A 22235-nucleotide genomic window follows, 5' to 3' on the forward strand; every position below is an offset into this window, starting at 1 on the left:
GAATTAAGTGAACATATTCTTATCCTTTCGTTGCTCCGGAAGCCAGACCTTTGACAAAATACTTCTGCAAAAATATAAAAGCAAGGAGTACAGGAACCACGGACATCGTAGTCCCGGCAAAAATCATATCCCATCTTGAGGAGAACTCGCCGATATAACGATAGATTTCAACGACCATCGTCTTGGGTTCACCAGACGGCAGGACAAGCATCGGCATCAGAAAATCATTCCAGATACCGAGGCCGTTCAGGACGACCATACTCGCCGTCACCGGCCCCAGCAGAGGGAAGACGATGCCCCAGAAAATGCGCACCCGTGAGCACCCGTCAATCTGCGCGGCTTCCTCAATCTCCACAGGAATTCCTTTCACAAAACTGGTATACAGCAGACTGCCAAAGCCAACAGAACCAGCAACATAAATCAGAATAGGACCTAATAGACTCCCGTAAAGGCCTAGCAACTTGAGTTCCTTGAAGAGTGGAATCATATAAGCCTGGAACGGAATCATCATCCCTGCGAGAAAGTACAGAAAGATCAACCGGGTCCATTTGGTGTTTCTACGTTGAATGGCATAGCCAGCCATCGGAATAATGATGACCTGACCGACAATCGAGACCACAGTCAGAATAACGCTGTTACCAATCGCCTGCGGATAGTTCGTTTCTGTGAGCAGATACTTAAAGCTCTCCAGATAAAGCGATGTTGGCAAAGCCACGGCATCCCTCATAATCTCCGCGTTACTTTTGAAGGCCGACATGATGTTAAAGAAAATAGGGAAGAAAAACAAAATGCCCAGGATCAACGTGATTGCAAAAATCAGAATATCTCCTACCGTCTTACGTCTGCTCAGTGACATTACATCTCCACCTCCCTTTTCTGGAGGACTTTCACTTGGAACACCGTAATGATTAAAATGATAAAGAATAGGACCATTGCCAAAGCTGTCCCAAAGCCTTGTCGAAGCTCACCGAATCCAACCTTATAGATCAGATAAGTCAGGGTCTCCGTCTCAAAGCCAGGCCCCCCGTCCGTCATCACAGCAATCTGATCAAATATCTTGAGTGCACTGATCATAGATAAGACCATGCATACCGTCACCGAACCAGCCAATAGGGGAAACGTGATATGACGGAACTGCTGCAGGCTACTCGCCCCATCTATGCTGGCCGCTTCGTTTAATTCCTGTGGAATCCCCTGCAAGCCGGCCAGATAGATAATCATATAATAGCCCGCTCCCTTCCACACGGTAGACAAAAGAATGGAGAGCAGCGCATACCTGGGATCTCCCAGCCAATCCACCGTGATGGCTTCCAGGCCCATCTTGGATAGTATCCCGTTCACCACACCAAAGTTGTAATTGAGCATCATCGCCCAGACGAAGCCCATGACAATGCCGCTAAGCAAGGTGGGGAAGTAGAAAAGACTGCGGAATATTTTGCTAAACCATCGTACTTTATCAACCAGCATCGCCAGCAATATAGCCAGGATGTTCTCCAAAATGACCAGGCTGATCGTTAGAACCAACGTATTTTGTAACGCGTTACGGACACGTGGACTATTCCAGATTTCCACAAAGTTAGCCAGTCCAATAAAACGCACATCAGAGCTGATTCCATCCCACGACGTAAAGCTGTAATAAACGCTGCCCAGCGTCGGAACAATAACAAACAAGGTATATAGGATAAATGCCGGCAATATAAAGAACAGTGCATAAGTCGGCCATTTTTTCTTCTTTCTCAGCGAAGTATACGCCTTTGCCGACTGAACGACCGGTGCGCTCATGGTTGTCTCCCTCCTTTGAACCACTTACCTTCTTCATAGAAAAGGAACCCCCGAAGGAGGTTCCTGCGGTATGATGGTGCTTCTTACATCGCGTTGACTTTCACTTGATTGTCGTATTCCGTATCCGCTTGCTTCATATAATCCAGAACGTCACCATCCGTCACGACCAACTCCTGCAACAGCTTGTAGTACCAGTTGCGGAACTGCGGCGGAATTTGGTTCTCTCCCCACCAGTTATTAATGGCCAGGGATTTGTTGACATTCGGATCAGCCATCAATTCAAGCACGACTTGCATTTGCTCACTCGATTCATAAGTGACGGCCTCCTTCGTGGAAGGAATAGCGTTGATGCTGGCCAGGTACAGGGAGTAATTCTCGGGTTCAAAGAAGAAGCGAATGAATTCCTTGATGGCTTCCTGCTTATCCGCATCCTTGGACGCTTCTGCCGAGATGGACCAGCCCGCCGGAGATGGCAGACCGATGACGTTTAACTTGCCTTCCCGATCAGGAATGGCGTAGAAGCCAAATTCAAAGTTAGGATCAGCTTCCGCAATTTGCGTAAACATCCATGTTCCGGAGAACAACTGCGCTGCCTTCCCGGTAACCAGGAACGATGCCGTTTGATTATCGCCTGTGCTCAGCCAGCCTTTATCAACATAGTTCTGGAACAGCTGTTTATAATCGGTCATGGCTTGCACCACGTTGGCATCCGTGAAGCTTACTTCTTGCGCCGTACGTTTGGAGTTCCAATCCGGGTCATTCGCATAAACCTCATCTACCAGGAACTTGTTCACCCAGAAGCCCATGTGGAAAATATCTTTGCCGCCGACCACAAGTGGTGAAATGCCACTGGCCTTTAACTTCTCCTGAATCTCCAGGAACTCGTCATAGGTTGTTGGCAGCTCGGTAATACCCGCCGCTTCATAGGCCTTCTTGCTATATATAATGCCCTGCGGTGAATTAACCTGCATGGGGGCATTCCACACTTTACCCTCTACCTTCGGAGGATCGTTAAATAACTCTATTAAATCAGAGGGCAATTCGACGATTTTACCTGCATCTGCAAAGACTTCCGTATCCCGCATTTCCACGAGGTCGGGGAACTCGCCAACCGCATCCTTCGTTTTTAACCAGTCCAGGTAAGAGGCCGATGATGTTTCACTATAATCTTTGATCGTGATGTGCGAATTCTTCTCTGTGAATCGCTGAATCGTATCTGCAATGGCCTTTTTGGTGGCCGGATCGCCGGTAGCATAGCCAATCGTGAAGCTGACGGGCTGCTTCTCCTCTTCTTGCGAGGTAGTCGTGTTTCCACCCGTAGAGGGTTGATTGGCAGCAGTATTTGCATTGGAGCTCCCTCCACCACAGGCACTTAGTACCAGTGAAGCCCCCAGGATCAAGGCAGAACATGTCATCCATTTTTTTCTAGATATCAATGAAGTAACCTCCCTTTGACTTTGAATCGGTATCAACTACGATGTGCGCATCACCGCTTGGATGAAACCGCTTCCTTAATTCAAGATTAGCATTTGCCTACTTTCAGCGGAATGAAGTTTTTTTAGAGGCATGTGCGTCATTTTTAAGATACAAGCATAGACGAGACTTAATCCTCCGTCCGTGCTTCAAAGACTTCTGCCATTAAGGGGAAAGTCAGTACGATTGAAGTTCCGATATGCTCCAGGCTATTGATTACGATCCCGTATTCATCGCCAAAGACCGATTTGATTCGTTCGTGTACATTTTTGAGCCCGATATTTTTACTGGCAGTATGAGGATCATTTAGCGTAGCATTTAATCTGGTCAGCGTATCAGCACCCATCCCTGCCCCATCATCATATACAGTGATTACCAAATTCCGAGCATAGCGCTCCACGGTAATTCCTACAGAGCCTCGTCCTTTCTGACGTAATCCGTGATGAATGGCATTCTCCACAATCGGTTGCAGGGAGAGCTTAAGAATAGGCCAGTTGATATCAACGTCCGGAGCCACATGACAATGCAAATCAAATCGTTGGTCATAGCGAACCGAAATAATATAGAAGTAATCCTTGATATTATCCAATTCGCTTTGAATACTTACCTTCTCATCTCCATAATCAATCACATACTTCAATTGATTAGACAAAGATAAAATCATATCGGCCACTTCATGGTCGTCCTTATCTACCGCACTCATTCGGATAACCTCAAGCGTATTGTACAAGAAGTGCGGCCTGATCTGGCTTTTTAGCGCATTCAGTTCCGATTGCTTCTGCTTGATCTGTGCTACATAAGCTTCATCAATGTAAGTCTTCAATCGATCGACCATCCGGTTGAAGCTGTGGCTAAGTCTACCTAACTCGTCATTGCTGCTCACTTCCACATGAGTATTGAAATTCCCTGACTCGACCTTGTTCATTTGCCTCATTAATGTCAGAATCGGCGCAGACAATCTTCTCGAGAACAAGGTTCCCGTTACAATGAGTGCCAGCGCGCACAGCGCAATAGCTATAAATACGGTCATGCGAACCGACAGCAATTGCTGAAACAAGGAGGCCCGATGAATCCGTGCGGTAAGACTTCCGTTCAGGAACGGTATCGGTTCAGAGATGACGAGCATCCCGTGATCAGCCTTCACTACGTCTGTCTCCTCGGGGGAATCAGCTTCTCCTTGAATAGAGAAGTAGACATTGCCTTGGCCATCGAGTAAGTATAATTGATCTTGTTCCTGAAGGTTAAGCTCTTTGAAGAACTGCTCGAACAACCTCGCGTCCACATCGATAAACAACGTCCCGGCAATCCTCGGTTCAGCCGTCACTTTCCCCGAGATATCAATCAGGTTTCGGCCAATCGTAAATACCCTGCGGTTCGATGACAAATAGTAGGAATCGGAATGTGTCGGGAAGAGAGCCACCTTCGATGGCTCAAGACGCATCTGTGCTATCCATTGCTCATAAGGCAGCAATGCTTCATCCATCCCTCTATTAAACCTTTCCTGATCATAAACCTTGCCATCCTCTGCCCGGATAAAATACACGCTGCTGATATAATTATCACTGTAAAGAAGCGTTTTCAAGAAGGTGTGGATCGGAATATTGTTGATCTGTTCCAACTCGTTGACATTATGTAATTGGTTCTGGTTATAGCTTTCGATGAAGGTTTCGTATTTACCAGTGTACATCAGCTTGGAAAGTTCATTATATTCATTAAAAGTCGAATTCAAATTATAGCTCATATAGGTTACCATCTGCTGCAAATTCCCGGTCGTATACCGCTCTACATATTTCGTAAATGTATTGACGGAGAAGAGGCTTAAGGTGAACAGAGGAATTAACCCTACCAGAATAAAGGAGCCTGCAAATTTGACAAAAATACTATTGAATTTCTTCCTGCGGAACCCCATCATTCTGCCCCCTGTTCCGCCCTGGCGGACTGCCGGTATTCTTGGGGCAGCTTGCCGTACAGCTTCTTAAACATATCACTGAAATGTCTGGCGTTGTTATATCCAACTGCTTCGGCAATCTCATAAATCATCAGATCCGTGGTGAGCAGAAGTCCGATAGCGTGCTTCATCCGCTCCTCCGTCAGAACTTGCTTGAAATTCTTCCCTGTATGCTTCTTGAAGAAGCTACTGAAATAATATGGATTCATATAGATCATGGCGGCTATGGATTCTAAAGTGATATTCTCGGCGTAATGCTCCTCCATATACGCCTTCACTTTTGATAATTCAGCCACCTCCTTGTTGGCCAGCTTACTACTTATTTGCTCGAACATGTGATGAATCATAGTCATGAGTTCATCCATGGCACTCGTGAAGGTAGCATGACCCGTCAGCCTCTCCAGAAGGGAATCTTCTGCCCCCCGAGAGAATCGGGAATGGACGCCAAACTGCGTAAGCTCCTGCTCCAGTCTCAGCACTGTATTGTACATACTAGTGACGGCTAGTGACTTGTTCCCTTTGGCTTGACTAATCACCCCCATCCGAAGGCTGTCGGTCACCTCCTCAAGCAGCTTCTTATTCTGAGAACACAACGCCTTAATGATCTCTTCCTGTAATTCCGATAACACGGGCACTCCATCCGCTGTAGCTTCCTGTTCCATCTCTTCCGCGTTGATAATTTGATTGAGTCCAGTAAAATATTTGGTTTGCAGCGCTTTCAAGGCACTTCGATAAGATACATCCGCAAGCTCAATCCCGGACACGGCTTGCCCGACTCCTGCCGATAACTTCAGCTTGAGTAATGAGGTAATTTGTTCATGCAAGTTCCCGATGAGCCGTCTCGGTTCTTCGGGGTGTTCGAACTGAACCAGGATACCATAACGTCCATCCTTCACAAACATCAGACAGTTATTACAGCTATCGAGTGTTTCTTTCATAATATTATTCAGCGCAAAATGGACCAGCTTCCGTTCACGTTCTGCCCAGTGGGATTCTCCGCCTATTTCATCATCAATTTCTATGAGACAGATGCTCGTATAGCGACTTAGGGTGAACGCTCCCATGCGGATGAGTTCGTTGGCCGCTCGTTGATTTCCGTCCATCAGACTATCCAGGTATTCACTGATCGTTACCGTGCGATGCTTACGCTCATAATGATCAAGCCTTTCCTTGGTACGCTCTTCTTCGTTCTCCTCACGAATCATATCCACTGCCCGTCTTAAGACCGACTCCAAATGGGGCTTGCTCACCGGCTTGACCAGATAGTCCAGCGCCCCGTATTGTACAGCTTGCTGGGCGTATGCAAATTCCTGATAAGCGCTTATAAATATAACTTTTATCGGGCGCCCTTGCTCGTGAAGCTCCTTGATAATATCAATTCCGCTCAGGCCTGGCATACTGATATCACTGATAATCAGATCTGGCCTGCATTCCGGTATCAGCTCTCTTAACTCATGCCCGTCTTGAGCTTCACCCACAATGTTCAGCCCCAGCTCATCCCAGGGAATAAGTTTTTTCAATCCACGCAATATAACCGGTTCGTCATCCGCCAATAACACCCTCATGTATATGCCCCCCTTGCTTCAGCCACGATCTCATCATCTCATTTTACAGTCCTGCTAACCTTACAGTAACACAGGGCTTAGCAAAGCTTGATATCATTTTTTTAAGGAATAAGTCTGTTTTTTTCATAAAAAAAAGCTCCTGAATCCCACAAAAGGAATCCAGGAGCTTTGTAATGCGGTCGAGAGGACTCGAACCTCCACGGGGGTTAGCCCACACGGACCTGAACCGTGCGCGTCTGCCAATTCCGCCACGACCGCATATTTCGTTGTCGCCATCATCAAGAAATGCGGCAACGAAATATACATTACCATAAATTTCAGGAAAGTACAACTAGAGATTAACTTTAAGGCGCATCACCCTTTTACCCCGCCAACCGTCAGACCCTCAATGAAATACCGCTGGAAGAACAGAAATAGCAACAGAATAGGCAATATCGCCAGCACAGCCCCCGAGATTAGCGCTTCGTAATTATTCCCTAGCGGCGTCACGAAGGAAGCCAGCCCGATAGGAAGCGTAAATTGCTCCGTCGTTCGTAGTACAATTAACGGCCACAGAAAGTTGTTCCAGCTATTCATGGCCTGCAGGATCGTAATAGCACCAAACGCTGGAGCCATCAGGGGCACCATAATACGAAAATAAATGCCATACTCCGAGCAGCCATCCATTCTCCCTGCATCCATGAAATCCTTCGGTAGCCCCAGGACAAATTGACGGAAGAAGAAAATCGGCAAGGGAGCAACCACGAAGGGCAAAATCACTCCCCAGACCGTGTTGATCAGCTTGAGTGTGATGGTCAGCTTGTACAGTGGCAACAGAATGATCTCTACGGGAATCATCATGACGACCAGCGCCAGCGTGAAGATCAGCATCCGCCCTTTGAACCGATACATGCCAAGTCCATAGCCGACCATAGAGGATAACAAGAGACTGAGCAAGGTGAATAGCAACGTAATGATGAGACTGTTCTTATACCAGCCGAAATAGTTCGCTGCGGCCCCTTCACCCATGAAGATCGTTTTATAGTTATCCAGACTCATCAGAGGGACATCCAGCCGTACATTCAGGCCATATCTGAACAGCTCGGTCGCCGGCTTGAGCGAAGCCAGGAATAACGCATAGAGCGGAAAGAGCATCAAGATCGCGAGCAGGACAAAGAGCAGCAGCATCGCTAGGGAAGAGGCGTTGATTCGGCGTTTTTTACTAGCCCATAACCGCATATGCCTACTCCTCCTTCCTGAACATGCCGGTCAAGGCCAATTGCACCATGCTGACGATGAGGGTAATGGCTAACAGGGTCAGGCCAATGGCGGAGCCGAAGCCAAGATTAAAATACTGAAAACCTTGCTGATAAATATAACCAACCATCGTCAACCCGATATTTTGAGGAGATGGCTTCCCTGCCCAGAGCATATAGCTCTCGGTAAACATGGCATAGCCGCCATAGATTGTAATCGTCACTACATAAATGGTGATGGGTTTCAGCATGGGAATCGTGATGCTCCATAGTCTTCTCAGCTTACCCGCTCCGTCAATCTGGGCCGCCTCAACCAATTCACCGGGAATGCTCTGCAAGGCTGAGAGAAAATATAGCACATTGATGCCCAGCCACCGCCAGCCAGCTAACACGACCAACGCCACCATCCCCAAGCTGGAGCTATACAGCCATTTCTGGCTAGGAAGGCCAAACCAATGGAGTATTGTGTTTAATAGCGCTCCATCCAATTCTCCAAAGATCAATCGAAAGATGACGCCTGCTACCACGACCGAGGTCAAGGCCGGGATAAACAGTGTGGATCTGAAAAAATGACTGAACACCATTCTCTTGGAATTTAAAAGCACGGCCAGCAGCATGGGGACAGGAATGAGCAGCAGCAACGTCCACAAAGTATATCGGCTGCTGTTGTATAATGCCGCCCCGAAGTCCTCATTCCATAAAGCCCGGTAATTGTCCAGCCCTACAAATGATACCTCTCCGGGCAGCACCTCCTGAAAGCTCATCACCCCGGCACTAACTAGCGGATAGGCAAAAAACAGCACAAACGACAGAAGGAACGGAAATACAAATACGTAAGGGGCAATTTTCTGTGAATTGCCCCATTTTTTACGCGGCTCCTTCCGTATCTTCCCCGGATCCAGCTCTCTTTCTAGCTGCATGATTAGCCTCCTGCTCCCACTATTTCAAGCTGCTCTGAACATCCTTCAACACCTGAGCCGGCTCCTTCATGTTAATGAAGATTTCTGGCATCGCTTTGTTGCGAACGGCATCAAATACTTCCGGTGATCGCTCACGAATATGCACCGGTGCAATTTCATCCTTCACGCTAAGCAGTGTATCGAAGATATCATCCCCGAAATAATCCGTAAATTTGTTAGATTCCTTCATAGCTGGATCGCTCCATACATCGGTCCGAATTGGATCGAATCCAAGCTGCTTCCATACTTGCAAGTTGCCTTCTTTGGACAACTTGGCGTAGGTCAGGAACTCCTTCATCAGCTCCGGATTTTTGGCCTGATTGGTAATAGAGGTGGCCGTGCCGCCCATGCCTGCCGAACGATTGCCACCTTCCTCCCAGGCGGGCATCGGACGAATCATGATTTTGCCTGACAGGTCAGGGATATGATCGGTGAAGCGGTTCATGAACCAGAAGGGCATGAAGACGGAAGCCGCGCTCCCGGAATTCATATAACCGAAATATTCTTCTGTATCATGGCCAGCCCCGGGAGCTACCGCAGCGACTCCTTCCTTCACCAGCTTCTGAAAGAACTCCATCGTTTTGACATTAACCGGGGTATCAATCGTGACATTCCCATCGGCATCGACCTGATCGGAACCCTGCTGGCTGATCGCTGGCCACCAGGACCAGTTCCCATTGCCTTCAAACGTAATCATCGGCTTGCCCGTGCTTGCAAGCACTTGCTTCCCTGCACTCTCAAAATCAGCCCACGTTGCGATATCATCCGGATTAACTCCGGCTGCATCCAGAATCTCCTTGTTGTAATACATCACCGTGGCTCCAACATGATAGTCGATCCCATAATACGTATCCTCTTTGCTATAAATCTCCACTCTCGATTTAACAATATTACCTAGCTCAGGCTCGACGATGTCGTTCAGAGAAACAAGCTGTGGCGTGCCTTTCATAAAGTTCGGGAACTTGCTCTGCTCGATATCCACGAGATCCGGTGCTCCCACGCCCGACTGCAAGGCAACCAGAAGCTTGGTATGCATATCATCATAGGGAATCGTCGTCGCTTCAAGCTCGATGGCCTTATCAGGGTAAGCCTTATTCCAACTGTCCGCCATACTTTCATAGAACCGTTGATGCGCATCCACAAACGTCCAGAAGACTACCTTCTGTGCTTCGCCACCCGTGGCAGTACCATTGCCATCTGTCTTCGCGACGTTGCCTTCATTTTGCTTCGGCTCCGTCCCCGCCGAGGATGGATTATCTGTATTTGCTCCTCCGCAGCCGCTGAGCCCCATGACCATGATCAGCATCAACACCATTGCACCCATCAAAGCCTTCTTCATCAAGTTCTCCTCCTTGACTTCTAAATGCCGCGTTCGCCCCAATTATATTTTCTCAACATTGGAGTAAGCGCTTTAATTACATTAAAGCATGTTGTATTCTAATAAAAAACGGAGGTTTACAACCTGATTTTTAATAATCTCAACCTGCTTGGAGGGTAACCCGTGAACTCATCCATCTTGCATTTCATTTCTCCGCCCATTCCCTATTTCGTGGATTGCGGTCATGCTTCTTACGATGAAGGTGACCACCATATTAACCGCAACTGTATCGGCGTGTTCGACCTGATTGTTGTGATTAAGGGCATGCTTCCAGTGGCGGAGGACGGTCAGTGCTGGGAGGTGCATGAAGGGGAATTTCTGATCCTGCGTCCCGATGGACATCATTATGGCGCCGCTCCCTGCCAGGAGGAGACAAAGATCATCTGGATTCATTTCCAGACCTATGGCAGTTGGAACGAGTGTCTTTCGATGGATGATTGTCTGGAAGGGCAAGCCCAATTGATTGAAAATCATAAACAGAAAGCCTTCGTCAATCATGCGGATGTCTGCTCGATCTTCCTTCCCAAGCACAGGATAATCGCTCCCAAGGCCATGGAGGTACTCGACCTGTTCTTCGCCCAGGAGCATGAACCGCAATCCTTGCGTAACTGGAACAGGCAGGCCTCCTTTCAACGCTTCCTCCAGCATCTCGACCGTGATCTGGCCTCCCCTTCCGATGCCACGGCCATTCAATTAGCCGAACAAATCGAGCTCTTCATCCGCCACAATTACACCCGTAACATTACGAACTCCCTACTTAGAGATGAACTGAACTATCACCCGAATTATTTAGCCAAAAGTATGCTCAAGGCCTATGGAATGACACCTATCGCTTATTTGCAAAATTACCGAATCGAGCAGGCCAAGCGGTTACTGCTACAGACCTCCTGGTCCGTTGCCCGCATCGCTGACGAGGTTGGCTTCCACCATGTCTCCCACTTCTCCTCCTGCTTCTCGCGGAAGGAGGGGTTATCTCCAACCGGCTTCCGCAGCAAATTTATTCGGGAGCGTTAACCACGTTCGCAAGCCGCCCCATCCAGCTTATTCCATAAGCCATCCCCTTGATAAATACATCGAAACAGGAGTATGATAAGAACATAAGTTCGTATATTAAGGGGTGTTGATGCATGGCCGTTCCTGGTCTCAACGAAGATGATTTGGCCTTGATCAAGAGTGCGCTGCTGCTGGAATGCTTGCAACGCATATTTCAGCGGGATGCACGGGTTCTGGAGCAAAGTGGGGTACTCAAGAGTCCTGGCGTCTATGTTGATTTTATTCGGCACGGCGAGAGCCGGGCATCCGTTGTACTGGCGGAAATCCACGGTCAATTCCGGCAACGGAACATCGAGATTTACCGAATTAGCCAGGATGAGCACGGTATTCGGGCGGAATATCGTTGCCGGGGCTTCCATGGCAAGATGAACATCTTCTGGTCCGCGCTTCAGCAGGAGGTATCCGAGCGTATGCGCGCTTACCTGAGCGGCAGCGGGGAAGTCCCTGCCGGGTCCAGAGCCAAGCGCACATAGCGAAGGGAGCCTCCCTATCGGAGACTCCCTACTCACTTCGGCATAATTCTGCTTACGCCGATTTATTCGTTCAGACCTTCCAGAGAAGCCCGCGGCTCCCGGGAAGGCTGGTAAATATAATTACGATCCAGCTTGACTACGTTGCGGTTCGGTCTGCGAATCAGCACATGAGTATCATCCCAGGCTACGACTACGCCCCGAATATCATTACTCTCGATACCATCACGCACCACCCGCACCTTCTCGCCGGACAATCGATACTGATCCAACTGCTCGTCCGAAATCATGGAAAGTGACCTCCCAACTATCCAATCAAAAGACTCCGATGGTCAGACCAGGCGGAGTCTTTCTATACTGCATATTTACCACACTAGCGTTACTTACTTGTTGAACTTGCACTTGCACTTTTAACGCGAAGCATGTTCCTTACTATCATTAGTCTCAAACCAGAAATCAAGCACCTTGGCCGACATCACTCGTTGCTCCAGATACCCCACCTGTTGCGGACTGAACTCTTCCTTCCAGGGTACATCAAGCTCTTGGCACAGCCCTGCTATCGTTAATAATTCCGACCATGCGACATAGCGTTTGTACCAAAAAAACTGGGGATGTTCAAGCATATAGGGATAAAGGTCATCAAACTCCGTATGTTTACAATCCAGAGCACGTTCAAACGTAATCTTTGCCTCGGACAATTTCGTCAGAAAAAACGCTGCATCTACCGATAATTCTTTCCCCATTCTTTAAGCCTCCTCTCCCTAGTAATCCCCATTATAGCGAAAAAACGAAGGCCTGCAAAGGATTAACCGTAAATTGGCGGTTTTTCCTTTACTCCCTGTTGCTCAATCGGCAAACGTAATTTGTCCGCCCTCCAGCGAAGCAATCCGCGCCAAAGTCTCCAATCGAATTCCCTGATCCCGAATCGCCTGGGCTCCGGATTGAAAACATTTCTCCACAATAATGCCTGCTCCCACCAACTCGGCGCCAGCACGGCTAATAATCTTGATCAGCCCTCGTGCAGCATCGCCGTTGGCGATGATATCGTCGATGAACAGCACCTTGTCCGTGTCCGCAATGAATTCTCGTGACACCAGAATATCCGTAACGATCCCCTTCGTGAACGAAGGGACCCGCTCGCATAGCATGTCTGCCTCTGCCAGCAGCGTCTTCTTGCGCCGGGCAAAGACCAGTGGCACACCCAATTCATAAGCCGTTGCAAATGCCACGGCAATCCCTGACGACTCCACCGTTATAACTCGGGTAACGCCGCTGCCCGCAAAACGCTTGGCAAACTCTTTGCCCATTTGCATCGTAAGCTCAGGGTCTACCTGGTGATTGATTAATCCGTCCAATTTCAGTACCTGGTCCGAAACAATGACGCCTTGCTGGGCGATCTTTTGTTTTAATAACTCCATACCTTTTCCTCCAAAGATCATTTTTCTATAGCGAAAGCTCAGGCAAGTCAGAGTCCCTAAGCTTACTTCCTGCCGGACGGCTGGCTTGTTCAGCTATCGCTACAGGTTTTAAGTCATGTCCCGTTCCTGGACAACATACCTTGTACTATATATAGCACAAGAGCCGGGGGGAAAACCATGAAAAATACCGTGAAAATTTTGCAAATTGCCTTCACTTATATTGGCACCGTCGTTGGAGCAGGCTTTGCGACGGGACAAGAGATCCTGCAATTTTTCACCCTATACGGCAAATGGGGAGTATTGACCATCATGCTCTCAACGATCCTGTTCATCTGGTTGGGTACGAAAATGATGCTGCTCGCCCGCGACATCAAGGCCGTATCCTACGAGGACTTGAACCGCAAGCTGTTTGGCGAACGCATCGGCAGGACACTGAGCCTGTTCACTCTTATTGTCCTGATCGGCGTCAACAGCGTAATGCTGGCCGGGGCCGGCTCCGTCTTCATGGAGCATTTGGGACTTCATTATCAGACAGGCCTGTGGATTACACTAATCTGCACCTACTTGCTGCTGGGCAGAGGCATCCAGGGAGTCCTTCAGCTTAATTCCGTCGTGGTGCCGATGATGTTGCTCCTATCCCTGGCCATTATCTTCAATACAGCCGGATCACCGGGAGCAACTCGGTTTCTGACGCTGGACACCGATAGTACCATGGTAGCGGCCTGGGCCGCACCACTCATGTATTCGGCCTTCAACCTGTCGATGGCCCAGGCGGTGCTTGTTCCCATCGGTAGCCACACCGAGAACCGCCGGGTCATTGTCCTTGGCGGGGCGCTCGGAGGGGCGGGTGTCGGCTTTATGCTGATGGCGGGCCATTTTGCCTTATCGGCTTATATGCCAGGAATCGTCCAATACGAAATTCCTATGGGCAGCATTGCACAGCAGCTTGGAACCACCATTCAGCTTATTTATGTGCTGCTGATTTTCATGGAAATATTCAGTACCTTTGTGGCCGATGTATACGGCGTCACCCTGCAATTACAGCAACGCATCAAAGTTCCTCCCATGCTGATCTCCGTGACTATTTTATGCATCTGCTATATGACCAGCCAGTTTGGCTTCACTTCCCTGCTCACCGTACTGTATCCCGTCTTCGGTCTATTCAGCCTGTTCTGGGCGCTGATGCTTGGCCTGTACCGGAGAAGAGAGCCCTCACGGTCCTGACTGAAATGACTTATTATCCTTATAACCTGACGATGTGCGCCGTGGGCATTATCGCCTGAACTCGCCCCACTACATGCTCATGACAGGTCATCATGACAATCTGCTGGCGTTCGGACACCCCCTGCAGCACAGACAGTGCCCCTTCCAACCTGACGGCATCAAAGTTAACGAACAGGTCATCCAGTAACAGCGGCAAGCTGCTCCGCCCGGCTACCGCTCCGGATAAAGCCAGCCGCATGGCCAAATACAACTGCTCGGCCGTTCCCCGGCTTAACAAGGCACTATCCAGCGGCCCATGTACACGATGCTCAGCCATAAGTTCCTGGCTACCTATCTTCATAAATATCTTCTTATACACCCCGTCTGTCATCTGGGCGAAAAATTCTGAAGCTGCCTGCAACACAGCAGGCTGGCGCTCTTCCTCATATACCCGGCGAGTGCGTCCAATTAATTCATGGCACATCGCCATGACCGCATATTGATCCAGCACCTCGGTAAATCGCGCCTGCTGCTCGGCAAGCTGCTGCTGCAAATCCTCCTGACGGCACCGCAGCTCCAGGCTTTCCTGCTCCTGCAGCAGACGGCCCCGCTTCTCTTGAAGCTCCTCACCGTTACGCTCAGCCTGCTTCAAGGCTTGCTCGGCTGCTTCCCATTGCTGCGCCAGTTCGGTCTCATCCGCTCCTTGCAGCAATTGCTCCAGTTCGGCCGACCTGCGCTCATCCATCCCGGCGAACAATAACAGCTCGGACTGCCTTAGTTCGCGTTCCAACGCCTCTCGTCGTTCCATAGCCGCGCCCAGACTTAGAAACTCCTCGCCGGAACGAACCCCGGCTTCGGTTAAGAGCGCCTGCTTCGACTGCAGGACCTGCTGCACGCGATCCTCTAACCGCCGACCTTCTTCCATGGCCGACAGCAAGGTGGTCCCTAGCTGATCATAGTGTCGTTTGTGTTCAAGCTCCCGCTCCAATTGCTCTAGAGCCCGCGGCAATATATGTGTAGGTATGCTTTCTGGCTGGCCAGGCTGCTGCTCGTTATAGCCTGGTTCCTTGATATCATGGGCAGCCGCTTCCTCATCCTGCATGACTCCGGGCCAGATAATAGCACGGCATTCCCGTTCGAACCGCTCGTTCTGCGTCTGGAGCGCGGCGGCTTTCTCCGTCAGGGCATCATAACGGCCAAGCAGTTCCCGGCCTTGCTCCGCCAGCCTGAACACCTCCATGGCCGCCTCCGGTGACAAGCTCACCGATAACCGCCGCGCGGCAAGCCACTCTTCCCATTCGCTGGCAAGCTGACCGAAGGCCTCTTCTCGCCGGGCCAATTCACGCTCCATGGCCTGCAACTCGTCCTTAGCGGCTGTCATCTTGCCATGCGTTAGCTCCGCTTCGCTCTCCAGGGTCACATGCCGCTGCTCCCACAGCAGCCATTCCTCCATCAAGCGCCGCAACTGCCGCTCCTCCTCGTCCCAATTGACCGGGCCGTGCGGCTTTGCGTCAGCACGGGATGCTGCCCCGGAAGCGGCGGTGTACGGGTGGCGAATCAGCCGAGCGAACAGCTCGGCCAAGCCCGCCTCCACCCCGTCCTCCGCCGCGCCAGACCACCCGGTCCGGCTTCCGTCCGGGCGAGGGCCTGCTCCGCCGCTGCGCCCACGGGCAGCGGACCGCCCCTCGGCGGGGCGGTCCCGGAAGGCCAGGACGGCCAAATAGGCGTCCAGGCCGAGCAGCAGAGCGCCGGCAAACACGGCGCTCCACGGGGAATCCGCCGTCAGCCACAAGACGGCGGGCAAGCCCAGCGTCAGCGCGGAGCTGGCCGCCAGCAGGCGGCGGCTCAGGCCGCGCATTCGCGCTTGGGCGAGTGCCTCCACCTCGGCATCGCGCTGGTCCTGCTGCCGCGATGATGCCTGTCCGCGCCAGCGGTCGAGCGCTTCGCGCAGCTCGTTCCACAAGGCGCGGACCTCGCCGGGCTGCTGCGGCACGAGCATCGCGAATTGCTGCCGGCCTTGTGCGGCGCTATCTTGCAGCCGCGCGACCGCCGCCTCGTGCGCGGCCTCTGCACTCGCCGCCGCCCGCTCCAGCTTGTAGCGCTCGCTGCGCAGCAGCTCCATCTCCCGGTCATACGACGTGAACCGGGAGAGAAAGCGGCGAACGCTTTCCCGTTCGCCAACTGTCCCGGCGAAGTCGCGCAAATCCCGCGTCCGCCAATCCGGGTGAATGTTGCGCAGGCATTCACCCAATCTAACCTCAAGCTGGGCAGATTCCGCCTCCAGCTTGGTGAGCTCCGCTTGCCCGGCTTCATACGCCGGCAGGCGAGCCGCCAGTTGGCGCAGCACGGACTCCTGCGCCAGCACCTTCTCATCAGGAAGATGCCGGGCCTGCTCCGTGAGCAGGGTCTCCCGCCGCCGCGCCCATTCATTTTGCTCCAATTGCAGGTGCTCCCGCTGCGCTTGCAAGGCCTGCCACCGCATCACCCCTTGGCCGGGGAAGCGAGCAACCTCTGGCAAGGCCGTGAGCTCAGCCCGAATAGCCTCCCTGTGTAGCCAGTCGCCCCGGACGCTCACCGCCTTGTGCAGCCTGGTCGCTTCCAGACTTAGCCGCTTGCGCTCAGCCTCGATGTCGGCAAGCTGCCCTGCCAAGTCCTCCAGCTCCTCCAGCACGTCATTGTAACGCGGCAGCAGCGCTTTCGCTGCTTCAGCTTCGCGCTCCAGCCGCTCCAGTTCCTGAAGCAACCGAGCGATCTCCTGCGTCCGACCACGGGGACGGTACAGCTTGTCCATCTCCTGAACCAGCTTCTTCTCGCCACGCAGCACCCCCGTACCCCCGCCGATTCCGGCATGGAACAAATAACGGCTCAATTCGCCAGACTGCAAAGCGCCAACCTCCTGCAACTCCGTCAGCGACACCGCGAACAATTGCCTGAACATCGCCTTGGACATACCGCCTAGCAATTCCCGCTGCATCTGCTCCTGCGTGACCTCACGGACCTGCCCGTCTTCACCGCTACGGGTGATTCGCAAACGGTCTCCCCGCGTCCCCGGCAAATTCCGGCCTTCGGGTGGCTGGGCATAACGTTCGATCATCCAGCGGCTTCCGTCTTCCGACTGAAGCGTCAGCGCCCCCCCATGGACACCGCCTTGCAGCGGCTCATAACGCTCCACCGTCTGCGCGCGTGATGGAATACCAAACAACATGGCTCGCACGAAGCCAAGCAAGGTGCTTTTTCCCGCTTCATTTGGACCGTACAGCACCGTCACCTGGTCCGGAAGCTCGACATCCAGTCCATTCAGACGACCGAAGCCACTGATCTGCATCCGCTCCAGCTTCATGATGGCAGCCTCCCCTCTGGTTCTTCTTCCGCCAGCAAGGTGGCAGCCATCTCCTCGGCACGACGCAGCAAATCCGCCTTGTCCATCGTCCCGAGCTCTTTAAGCTGACGACGAATCTGGCGGTTCCCCTCCAGGGTCGCCAAGGCCTGCACAGCAATATCGTCTAGCAATTCCTCATCGCTGGATGCCTTGTCTCCCAGCCTGAGCAGCTCGCCTAGAAAGCTATCCTCGGACAGCAACTGCTCCCGGTCCAGTTCGGTTCCGGTCTCCACCCGCAAGCTCGCTGGCCAGACAATTCCCTCTGGCAGTAAGGACAACCCTGCGTGTGAGTCCAGTTCCGTCAGCCTTAGGCTCTCTTGACGGCGCAATTCCTGCAACAACTCCGTTGTCTCACCTTCCGATTGTAGCAATGTATGTAGTGGCCCCCGCCCGGTGAATACCAAGCGGACCACCGTAATTTTGCCAGCTTCCTCTTCCCGTAGCTCCTCGAGCCGTTCCTCCACCCGTGTCTTCCACGCCTCTTCGGTCTCCAGACCATCGATCGGGATTTGCATCTCCAGCCATAATATTTGCTCCAGCCTACGGAATAACAGCTCTGCCTCACCGTTGTCCTTGACATCAACGGTATAACAACCTTTGGGGCCAGTCTCCTTCAAGCTGCGCCCCTGAAGATTGCCAGGATAGACTACCCACGGAGCCTCGCACAAGATTTGCCGCTTGTGAATATGGCCCAGTGCCCAATAATCGTATCCTGAGGCCCGCAGATCAGCCAGAGAGCAAGGCGCATATGCATCATGCCCTTCCTGACCATCTACATTGGCATGTAGAAGGGCGATATGATACAGCGATGAGTCCGGCTGCCGATGATATTGCAAGGACAGATTATCACTCACCGCTGCGGTCTTGTATGAAATGCCAGTCACCACCGCCACAGGTTCACCGTCCCTGCGCCGGACAGCGGTGATGCTCTCGGCCTCGGCACCGAACTCCTTGACATGCGGGGGCAAGGCCAGTCGTAGACGCCTGCTGGATAAGGGATCGTGGTTGCCCCGAATGAAATACACCGGAATGCCATACTTCCCGAGCTTATCCCAGCCTTCTCTTAATCGAAGCTGTGCCCGCAGCGAGGAATCCGCCGCATCGTAAATATCTCCGCTAATGACGACGAAATCAACTTCTTCCTGGATAGCCAGTTCAATGAGGTGATCGAATGCCGCAAAGGTAGATTCCCTTAAATAGGCGCGCAGCCGATCCGGCACGCCGGACATCCCGGAGAACGGGGTGTCCAGATGCAGATCGGCCGCATGAAGGAAACGAAAATCATTCATTCTCAAAGACCTCTCCCTTATTTGAATTGCAGGTATAATGTCTTCAGTTCATGGACTACACGATTGAGTGAATATTGGGATTTGGCCTTCTCTGAACCACTGCGAGCCAGTTGATACCGATAGTCCGGATCGACGATGACCTTCTCCAGGGCCACAGCAAGTGCCACGGGGTCCTCCGGTGGCACCAGCAGCCCGTTCATTCCATCCTCAATCTGCTCGGCAATCCCTCCAGTGGCTGTACCGACCAGTGCCAGGCTGCAAAGAGCCGCCTCAGCAAATACGGACCCAAATGCCTCCGCCCGGGAAGGAAGTACGAAGATATCGAAAAAGGGCATGAATTCCTCCGGATGCAAGGTATAACCATAAAAAATAGTTTCATCATAAATCCCCAGCTTCTGTGCCAGTTGCTCCAATTCCTGACGGATCGGTCCGTCCCCGATAATATGCAGCACATAATTATGGCCACGCTTCTTTAACTCAGCGCAAGCATGGAACAGGGTATCCAGTCCCTTGGCAGGCACCAGACGGCAGACTGTAACCAGTTGAGCCACCTCATTCTCGTGAGGAACAGGCTTAAACCGCTTTTCGTCAAACCCGTTAGGGATAACGCCAATCAACTCAGGATGCTGCACATAAGGGGATAAATACTCGGCAAAGGACTGCGACACGGTAAACAACCGATCTGTGCGGTGCTCCAATTCCCCATACAATGAGGTCAGGAAGCGGTGCTCCGGCCCGTTCTCCTTGATCCGTCCGTTCAGAATCAACTCCCTCTCATAACTGGAGTGAATGCTTTGGACCAAGGGGGTTGCCGGGAATACCTCCTTCATCGCAAGTCCTGCAATGGGATGATGGGAATGAATCAGTTCATAAGGCTGTTTGATTCTGAGCTTCGTCCACCAGAGGTAATCACGGTAAGTCTGAACATACTTCTGAACGATGGGACTCTCTCCGTATTGCTGCCAATCGAAGGTATGAAATTCCACGTTGTCGCTTCCCTTCGAGCGAATCCGCTTCGGTAAGGAGAACAATTCCATCTCCCAATGGGGAGGGTTAAACCGGTCTTGCAGATGAGGAATCATCGAAGATACGCCCCCGGGCTGTTCCGGCGGGAAAAATAAAGCCTGCAGCAATTTCATAGAGGTTCTCCTTTGCTTGTCGTTCTAATTTGAACCAGGTTACACGCAACATTTGCTTCTTTTTCCATTATGCCATAGCCAGGGTGGAACATCCATTCCCCTTTTGAGAATAAAAAGCAATATGGTACACTGCTGAAGTAGAATTTGTAGCGGTCTTATATGGAAGGAGCTCTGATTATTCATGATTCATCCACCACTCCCGGAAGCCTTCAAGGAGGCTGTACAGGCCATGCTTGGCCCAGCGTCCGCGAAGGCTTTTCTGGATAGCTATAACGATTCCCGCACCTATGGGTTGCGGCTTAATACATTGAAGGTATCGCCAGGCTCCATAGCAGGGCGCAAGCTTACTGAACTGTTTGGCTTGCACGAGGTGCCTTGGTGCCCTGACGGATATTATTATGAAGAGTCGACAAGACCGGGACGACACCCCTATCATGCCGCCGGGCTGTACTATATTCAGGAGCCCTCCGCCATGTCGGCCGTTGAGCTACTGGACCCTCATCCGGGTGATACCGTGCTTGATTTGGCGGCGGCTCCCGGTGGCAAAACAACCCAGATTGCGGCCAAGCTGGCAGGGCAAGGCCTGCTGATCAGCAATGAAATCCACCCTCAACGGGCCAAAATACTGGCCGAGAACGTGGAGCGCCTTGGCATCCGCAATGCCATTGTCACCCAGGCCACACCTCAGGTCTTGTCGGCGCGGTTCCCGCTCGCCTTTGATCGAATTATGCTCGATGCCCCTTGCTCGGGGGAAGGCATGTTCCGTAAAGACCCGGATGCCATTGCCGAGTGGTCGCCAGATGCAGTGGAGTTATGCGCCACTCGTCAGTGGGATATTTTGCAGGACGCGGTAGCCATGCTGAAGCCGGGAGGACGTCTTGCCTACTCGACCTGCACCTTCAACCGCCGGGAGAACGAGGAGACGATCGCCCGGCTGCTCGCGGAGCACTCATACCTGCGCCTGATTGTGGAGAAGCGCGTGTGGCCGCATCTGGAGCAAGGCGAAGGTCACTACGTCGCCTTGCTCGAACGAATCATTGACGCACAGGAAGCCGGAGATAGCCACGGAGAACGTGCTGCTCTGCGCGTGAGCGTTCGTCGCGATAACACCCGCAGCTCGGTAGAGTCGGAAGCGTCAGGACGTATGGTTCGCGAGAAGAATGGAGGCAGCCGCAAGCACGGACGAGAGCAAGGCCGCGGGCCGCGCCAAAGCCGTAGTCACGGGCCTGCGGGTCGGGACACCGTCGCAGCCTGGGAGGCCTTCCGGGCCTGGGCTGCGGAGGATCTTCCCGCCTTCCAGCCTGAACAGGCGGTCAGCGGCACCCCGCTCTTGTTCGGCGAAGCGCTCTACCTGCTGCCGGCAAGCCGCAGCCTGTCGCTATCGCCGGAGCAACTCACCGGCCTGAAGGTCCCCCGCGCCGGACTTCATCTCGGCGACGTTCGCAAGGGCCGGTTCCAGCCCGCTCACGCGCTGGCGATGGCACTCAGCGCGCAGGAAGCGGCCTCGCGTCTATGGACGCTTAGCGAGGACTCTACCGCCGCAGACGCCTTTCTGCGCGGCGAGACCCTGGCGGTGCCGCCGGACTTGCGCGGCTGGCACCTGGTCACCATCGCCTGCGGCGATGACTACTTCCCGCTTGGCTGGGGCAAAGCCAGCAGCGGTCAACTCAAGAACCATCTGCCCAAGGGGCTGCGCTTATCGGGCGCCTCAACCTGGTCCAAGCCATAAGAAAATTCGGCTTGCCACAAGACTAACTGGAAAAGTTCCCGTTTACTGCTTCTGACTCCATATAGCTTGGAACGGATTCCCAACTGGAATTTCTCCTGTTAGTTTTAATCCATTTTAGAACCAGCCCCGCCCGTTTTCCCCCTCACCCGCTAAAAGCCCGGACCAAGAATAGCCGGGCGGCATACAATGCGGTATCTCGTGAAATACGGGAACCC

Annotated in this window: 18 protein-coding genes and 1 tRNA gene; 4 read left to right on the top strand and 15 right to left on the bottom strand. The window is 52.1% G+C overall.

Going from position 1 to position 22235, the window contains the following annotated elements; all coding sequences use genetic code 11:
* Positions 1–19 precede the first annotated feature (19 nt).
* The 9 genes from AC1VOR_RS04440 to AC1VOR_RS04480 all read right to left on the bottom strand — a co-directional run bounded on the left by AC1VOR_RS04440 (position 20) and on the right by AC1VOR_RS04480 (position 10301).
* Entirely contained in the window at positions 20–856 is an 837-nt protein-coding gene (locus tag AC1VOR_RS04440) for a carbohydrate ABC transporter permease (protein ID WP_482616049.1), read from the bottom strand.
* Positions 856–1782 (bottom strand): carbohydrate ABC transporter permease, encoded by a 927-nt coding sequence (locus AC1VOR_RS04445; protein ID WP_482616050.1) that lies wholly within the window; start codon positions 1780–1782, stop codon positions 856–858. The genes AC1VOR_RS04440 and AC1VOR_RS04445 overlap by 1 nt, the downstream gene beginning before the upstream one ends.
* An 83-nt stretch (positions 1783–1865) precedes the next feature.
* A complete protein-coding gene (locus tag AC1VOR_RS04450; RefSeq protein WP_482616409.1) occupies positions 1866–3215 on the bottom strand; it encodes an ABC transporter substrate-binding protein in 1350 nt (449 codons plus the stop codon).
* A gap of 170 nt (positions 3216–3385) precedes the next feature.
* Positions 3386–5164, bottom strand: coding sequence for a sensor histidine kinase (locus tag AC1VOR_RS04455; RefSeq protein ID WP_482616051.1), 1779 nt, complete (start codon positions 5162–5164; stop codon positions 3386–3388).
* Positions 5164–6768, bottom strand: coding sequence for a response regulator (locus AC1VOR_RS04460; RefSeq protein ID WP_482616052.1), 1605 nt, complete (start codon positions 6766–6768; stop codon positions 5164–5166). The genes AC1VOR_RS04455 and AC1VOR_RS04460 overlap by 1 nt, the downstream gene beginning before the upstream one ends.
* A 174-nt stretch (positions 6769–6942) precedes the next feature.
* Positions 6943–7026 (bottom strand) — tRNA-Leu (locus AC1VOR_RS04465).
* A 96-nt stretch (positions 7027–7122) separates the two neighbouring features.
* Positions 7123–7986: a carbohydrate ABC transporter permease gene (locus AC1VOR_RS04470; protein ID WP_482616053.1), complete on the bottom strand. Its 864-nt coding sequence runs from the start codon at positions 7984–7986 to the stop codon at positions 7123–7125.
* Positions 7987–7990: 4 nt separating this feature from the next.
* Positions 7991–8923 carry a carbohydrate ABC transporter permease gene (locus AC1VOR_RS04475; RefSeq protein ID WP_482616054.1) on the bottom strand — a complete coding sequence of 311 codons (933 nt, stop codon included), beginning with the start codon at positions 8921–8923 and terminating at the stop codon, positions 7991–7993.
* A 19-nt stretch (positions 8924–8942) separates the two neighbouring features.
* On the bottom strand, positions 8943–10301 hold the full coding sequence (locus AC1VOR_RS04480) for an ABC transporter substrate-binding protein (RefSeq protein ID WP_482616055.1): 1359 nt from the start codon (positions 10299–10301) through the stop codon (positions 8943–8945).
* Positions 10302–10463: 162 nt separating this feature from the next.
* On the opposite strand from AC1VOR_RS04480, the gene AC1VOR_RS04485 reads away from it, so the two are divergent.
* Both AC1VOR_RS04485 and AC1VOR_RS04490 read left to right on the top strand, forming a co-directional pair.
* Entirely contained in the window at positions 10464–11354 is an 891-nt protein-coding gene (locus AC1VOR_RS04485) for an AraC family transcriptional regulator (RefSeq protein ID WP_482616056.1), read from the top strand.
* 113 nt (positions 11355–11467) lie between these two features.
* Complete coding sequence (locus tag AC1VOR_RS04490; protein WP_482616057.1) at positions 11468–11866, top strand: YhjD family protein; 399 nt, start codon at positions 11468–11470, stop codon at positions 11864–11866.
* 62 nt (positions 11867–11928) lie between these two features.
* Here the strand turns inward: AC1VOR_RS04490 and AC1VOR_RS04495 are convergent, their stop codons facing one another.
* The 3 genes from AC1VOR_RS04495 to AC1VOR_RS04505 form a co-directional block, all read right to left on the bottom strand.
* Positions 11929–12153 carry a hypothetical protein gene (locus AC1VOR_RS04495; RefSeq protein WP_482616058.1) on the bottom strand — a complete coding sequence of 75 codons (225 nt, stop codon included), beginning with the start codon at positions 12151–12153 and terminating at the stop codon, positions 11929–11931.
* Positions 12154–12273: 120 nt separating this feature from the next.
* The gene (locus tag AC1VOR_RS04500) at positions 12274–12606 is read right to left on the bottom strand and encodes a hypothetical protein (protein ID WP_059054163.1); all 333 of its coding nucleotides are present in this window, start codon (positions 12604–12606) and stop codon (positions 12274–12276) included.
* A 102-nt stretch (positions 12607–12708) separates the two neighbouring features.
* A complete protein-coding gene (locus AC1VOR_RS04505; RefSeq protein ID WP_482616059.1) occupies positions 12709–13281 on the bottom strand; it encodes a xanthine phosphoribosyltransferase in 573 nt (190 codons plus the stop codon).
* A 177-nt stretch (positions 13282–13458) separates the two neighbouring features.
* On the opposite strand from AC1VOR_RS04505, the gene AC1VOR_RS04510 reads away from it, so the two are divergent.
* Complete coding sequence (locus tag AC1VOR_RS04510; RefSeq protein WP_482616060.1) at positions 13459–14505, top strand: YkvI family membrane protein; 1047 nt, start codon at positions 13459–13461, stop codon at positions 14503–14505.
* A gap of 19 nt (positions 14506–14524) precedes the next feature.
* On the opposite strand, the gene AC1VOR_RS04515 is transcribed toward AC1VOR_RS04510, so the two are convergent.
* The 3 genes from AC1VOR_RS04515 to AC1VOR_RS04525 are packed head-to-tail and all read right to left on the bottom strand — an operon-like array spanning position 14525 to position 20291.
* A complete protein-coding gene (locus AC1VOR_RS04515) occupies positions 14525–17824 on the bottom strand; it encodes an AAA family ATPase (protein WP_482616061.1) in 3300 nt (1099 codons plus the stop codon).
* Positions 17821–19152, bottom strand: coding sequence for a metallophosphoesterase family protein (locus tag AC1VOR_RS04520; protein ID WP_482616062.1), 1332 nt, complete (start codon positions 19150–19152; stop codon positions 17821–17823). Before AC1VOR_RS04520 ends, AC1VOR_RS04515 begins: the two co-directional genes overlap by 4 nt.
* A gap of 17 nt (positions 19153–19169) precedes the next feature.
* Positions 19170–20291: a glycosyltransferase family 4 protein gene (locus AC1VOR_RS04525; protein WP_482616063.1), complete on the bottom strand. Its 1122-nt coding sequence runs from the start codon at positions 20289–20291 to the stop codon at positions 19170–19172.
* Positions 20292–20472: 181 nt separating this feature from the next.
* Here AC1VOR_RS04525 and AC1VOR_RS04530 point away from each other — a divergent pair, with 181 nt between their 5' ends.
* Positions 20473–22020 (top strand): RsmB/NOP family class I SAM-dependent RNA methyltransferase, encoded by a 1548-nt coding sequence (locus AC1VOR_RS04530; RefSeq protein WP_482616064.1) that lies wholly within the window; start codon positions 20473–20475, stop codon positions 22018–22020.
* Positions 22021–22235: the final 215 nt, after the last annotated feature.

This window comes from Paenibacillus sp. 1SOY10 (genome assembly GCF_056836745.1).

Bases quoted from the DNA above. Each gene is read 5' to 3' on its own strand.
- AC1VOR_RS04440 (WP_482616049.1), bottom strand. From the start codon at position 856: ATGTCACTGAGCAGACGTAAGACGGTAGGAGATATTCTGATTTTTGCA.
- AC1VOR_RS04445 (WP_482616050.1), bottom strand. From the start codon at position 1,782: ATGAGCGCACCGGTCGTTCAGTCGGCAAAGGCGTATACTTCGCTGAGA.
- AC1VOR_RS04455 (WP_482616051.1), bottom strand. From the start codon at position 5,164: ATGGGGTTCCGCAGGAAGAAATTCAATAGTATTTTTGTCAAATTTGCA.
- AC1VOR_RS04460 (WP_482616052.1), bottom strand. From the start codon at position 6,768: ATGAGGGTGTTATTGGCGGATGACGAACCGGTTATATTGCGTGGATTG.
- AC1VOR_RS04470 (WP_482616053.1), bottom strand. From the start codon at position 7,986: ATGCGGTTATGGGCTAGTAAAAAACGCCGAATCAACGCCTCTTCCCTA.
- AC1VOR_RS04475 (WP_482616054.1), bottom strand. From the start codon at position 8,923: ATGCAGCTAGAAAGAGAGCTGGATCCGGGGAAGATACGGAAGGAGCCG.
- AC1VOR_RS04480 (WP_482616055.1), bottom strand. From the start codon at position 10,301: ATGAAGAAGGCTTTGATGGGTGCAATGGTGTTGATGCTGATCATGGTC.
- AC1VOR_RS04490 (WP_482616057.1), top strand. From the start codon at position 11,468: ATGGCCGTTCCTGGTCTCAACGAAGATGATTTGGCCTTGATCAAGAGT.
- AC1VOR_RS04495 (WP_482616058.1), bottom strand. From the start codon at position 12,153: ATGATTTCGGACGAGCAGTTGGATCAGTATCGATTGTCCGGCGAGAAG.
- AC1VOR_RS04500 (WP_059054163.1), bottom strand. From the start codon at position 12,606: ATGGGGAAAGAATTATCGGTAGATGCAGCGTTTTTTCTGACGAAATTG.
- AC1VOR_RS04505 (WP_482616059.1), bottom strand. From the start codon at position 13,281: ATGGAGTTATTAAAACAAAAGATCGCCCAGCAAGGCGTCATTGTTTCG.
- AC1VOR_RS04510 (WP_482616060.1), top strand. From the start codon at position 13,459: ATGAAAAATACCGTGAAAATTTTGCAAATTGCCTTCACTTATATTGGC.
- AC1VOR_RS04515 (WP_482616061.1), bottom strand. From the start codon at position 17,824: ATGAAGCTGGAGCGGATGCAGATCAGTGGCTTCGGTCGTCTGAATGGA.
- AC1VOR_RS04520 (WP_482616062.1), bottom strand. From the start codon at position 19,152: ATGAATGATTTTCGTTTCCTTCATGCGGCCGATCTGCATCTGGACACC.
- AC1VOR_RS04525 (WP_482616063.1), bottom strand. From the start codon at position 20,291: ATGAAATTGCTGCAGGCTTTATTTTTCCCGCCGGAACAGCCCGGGGGC.
- AC1VOR_RS04530 (WP_482616064.1), top strand. From the start codon at position 20,473: ATGATTCATCCACCACTCCCGGAAGCCTTCAAGGAGGCTGTACAGGCC.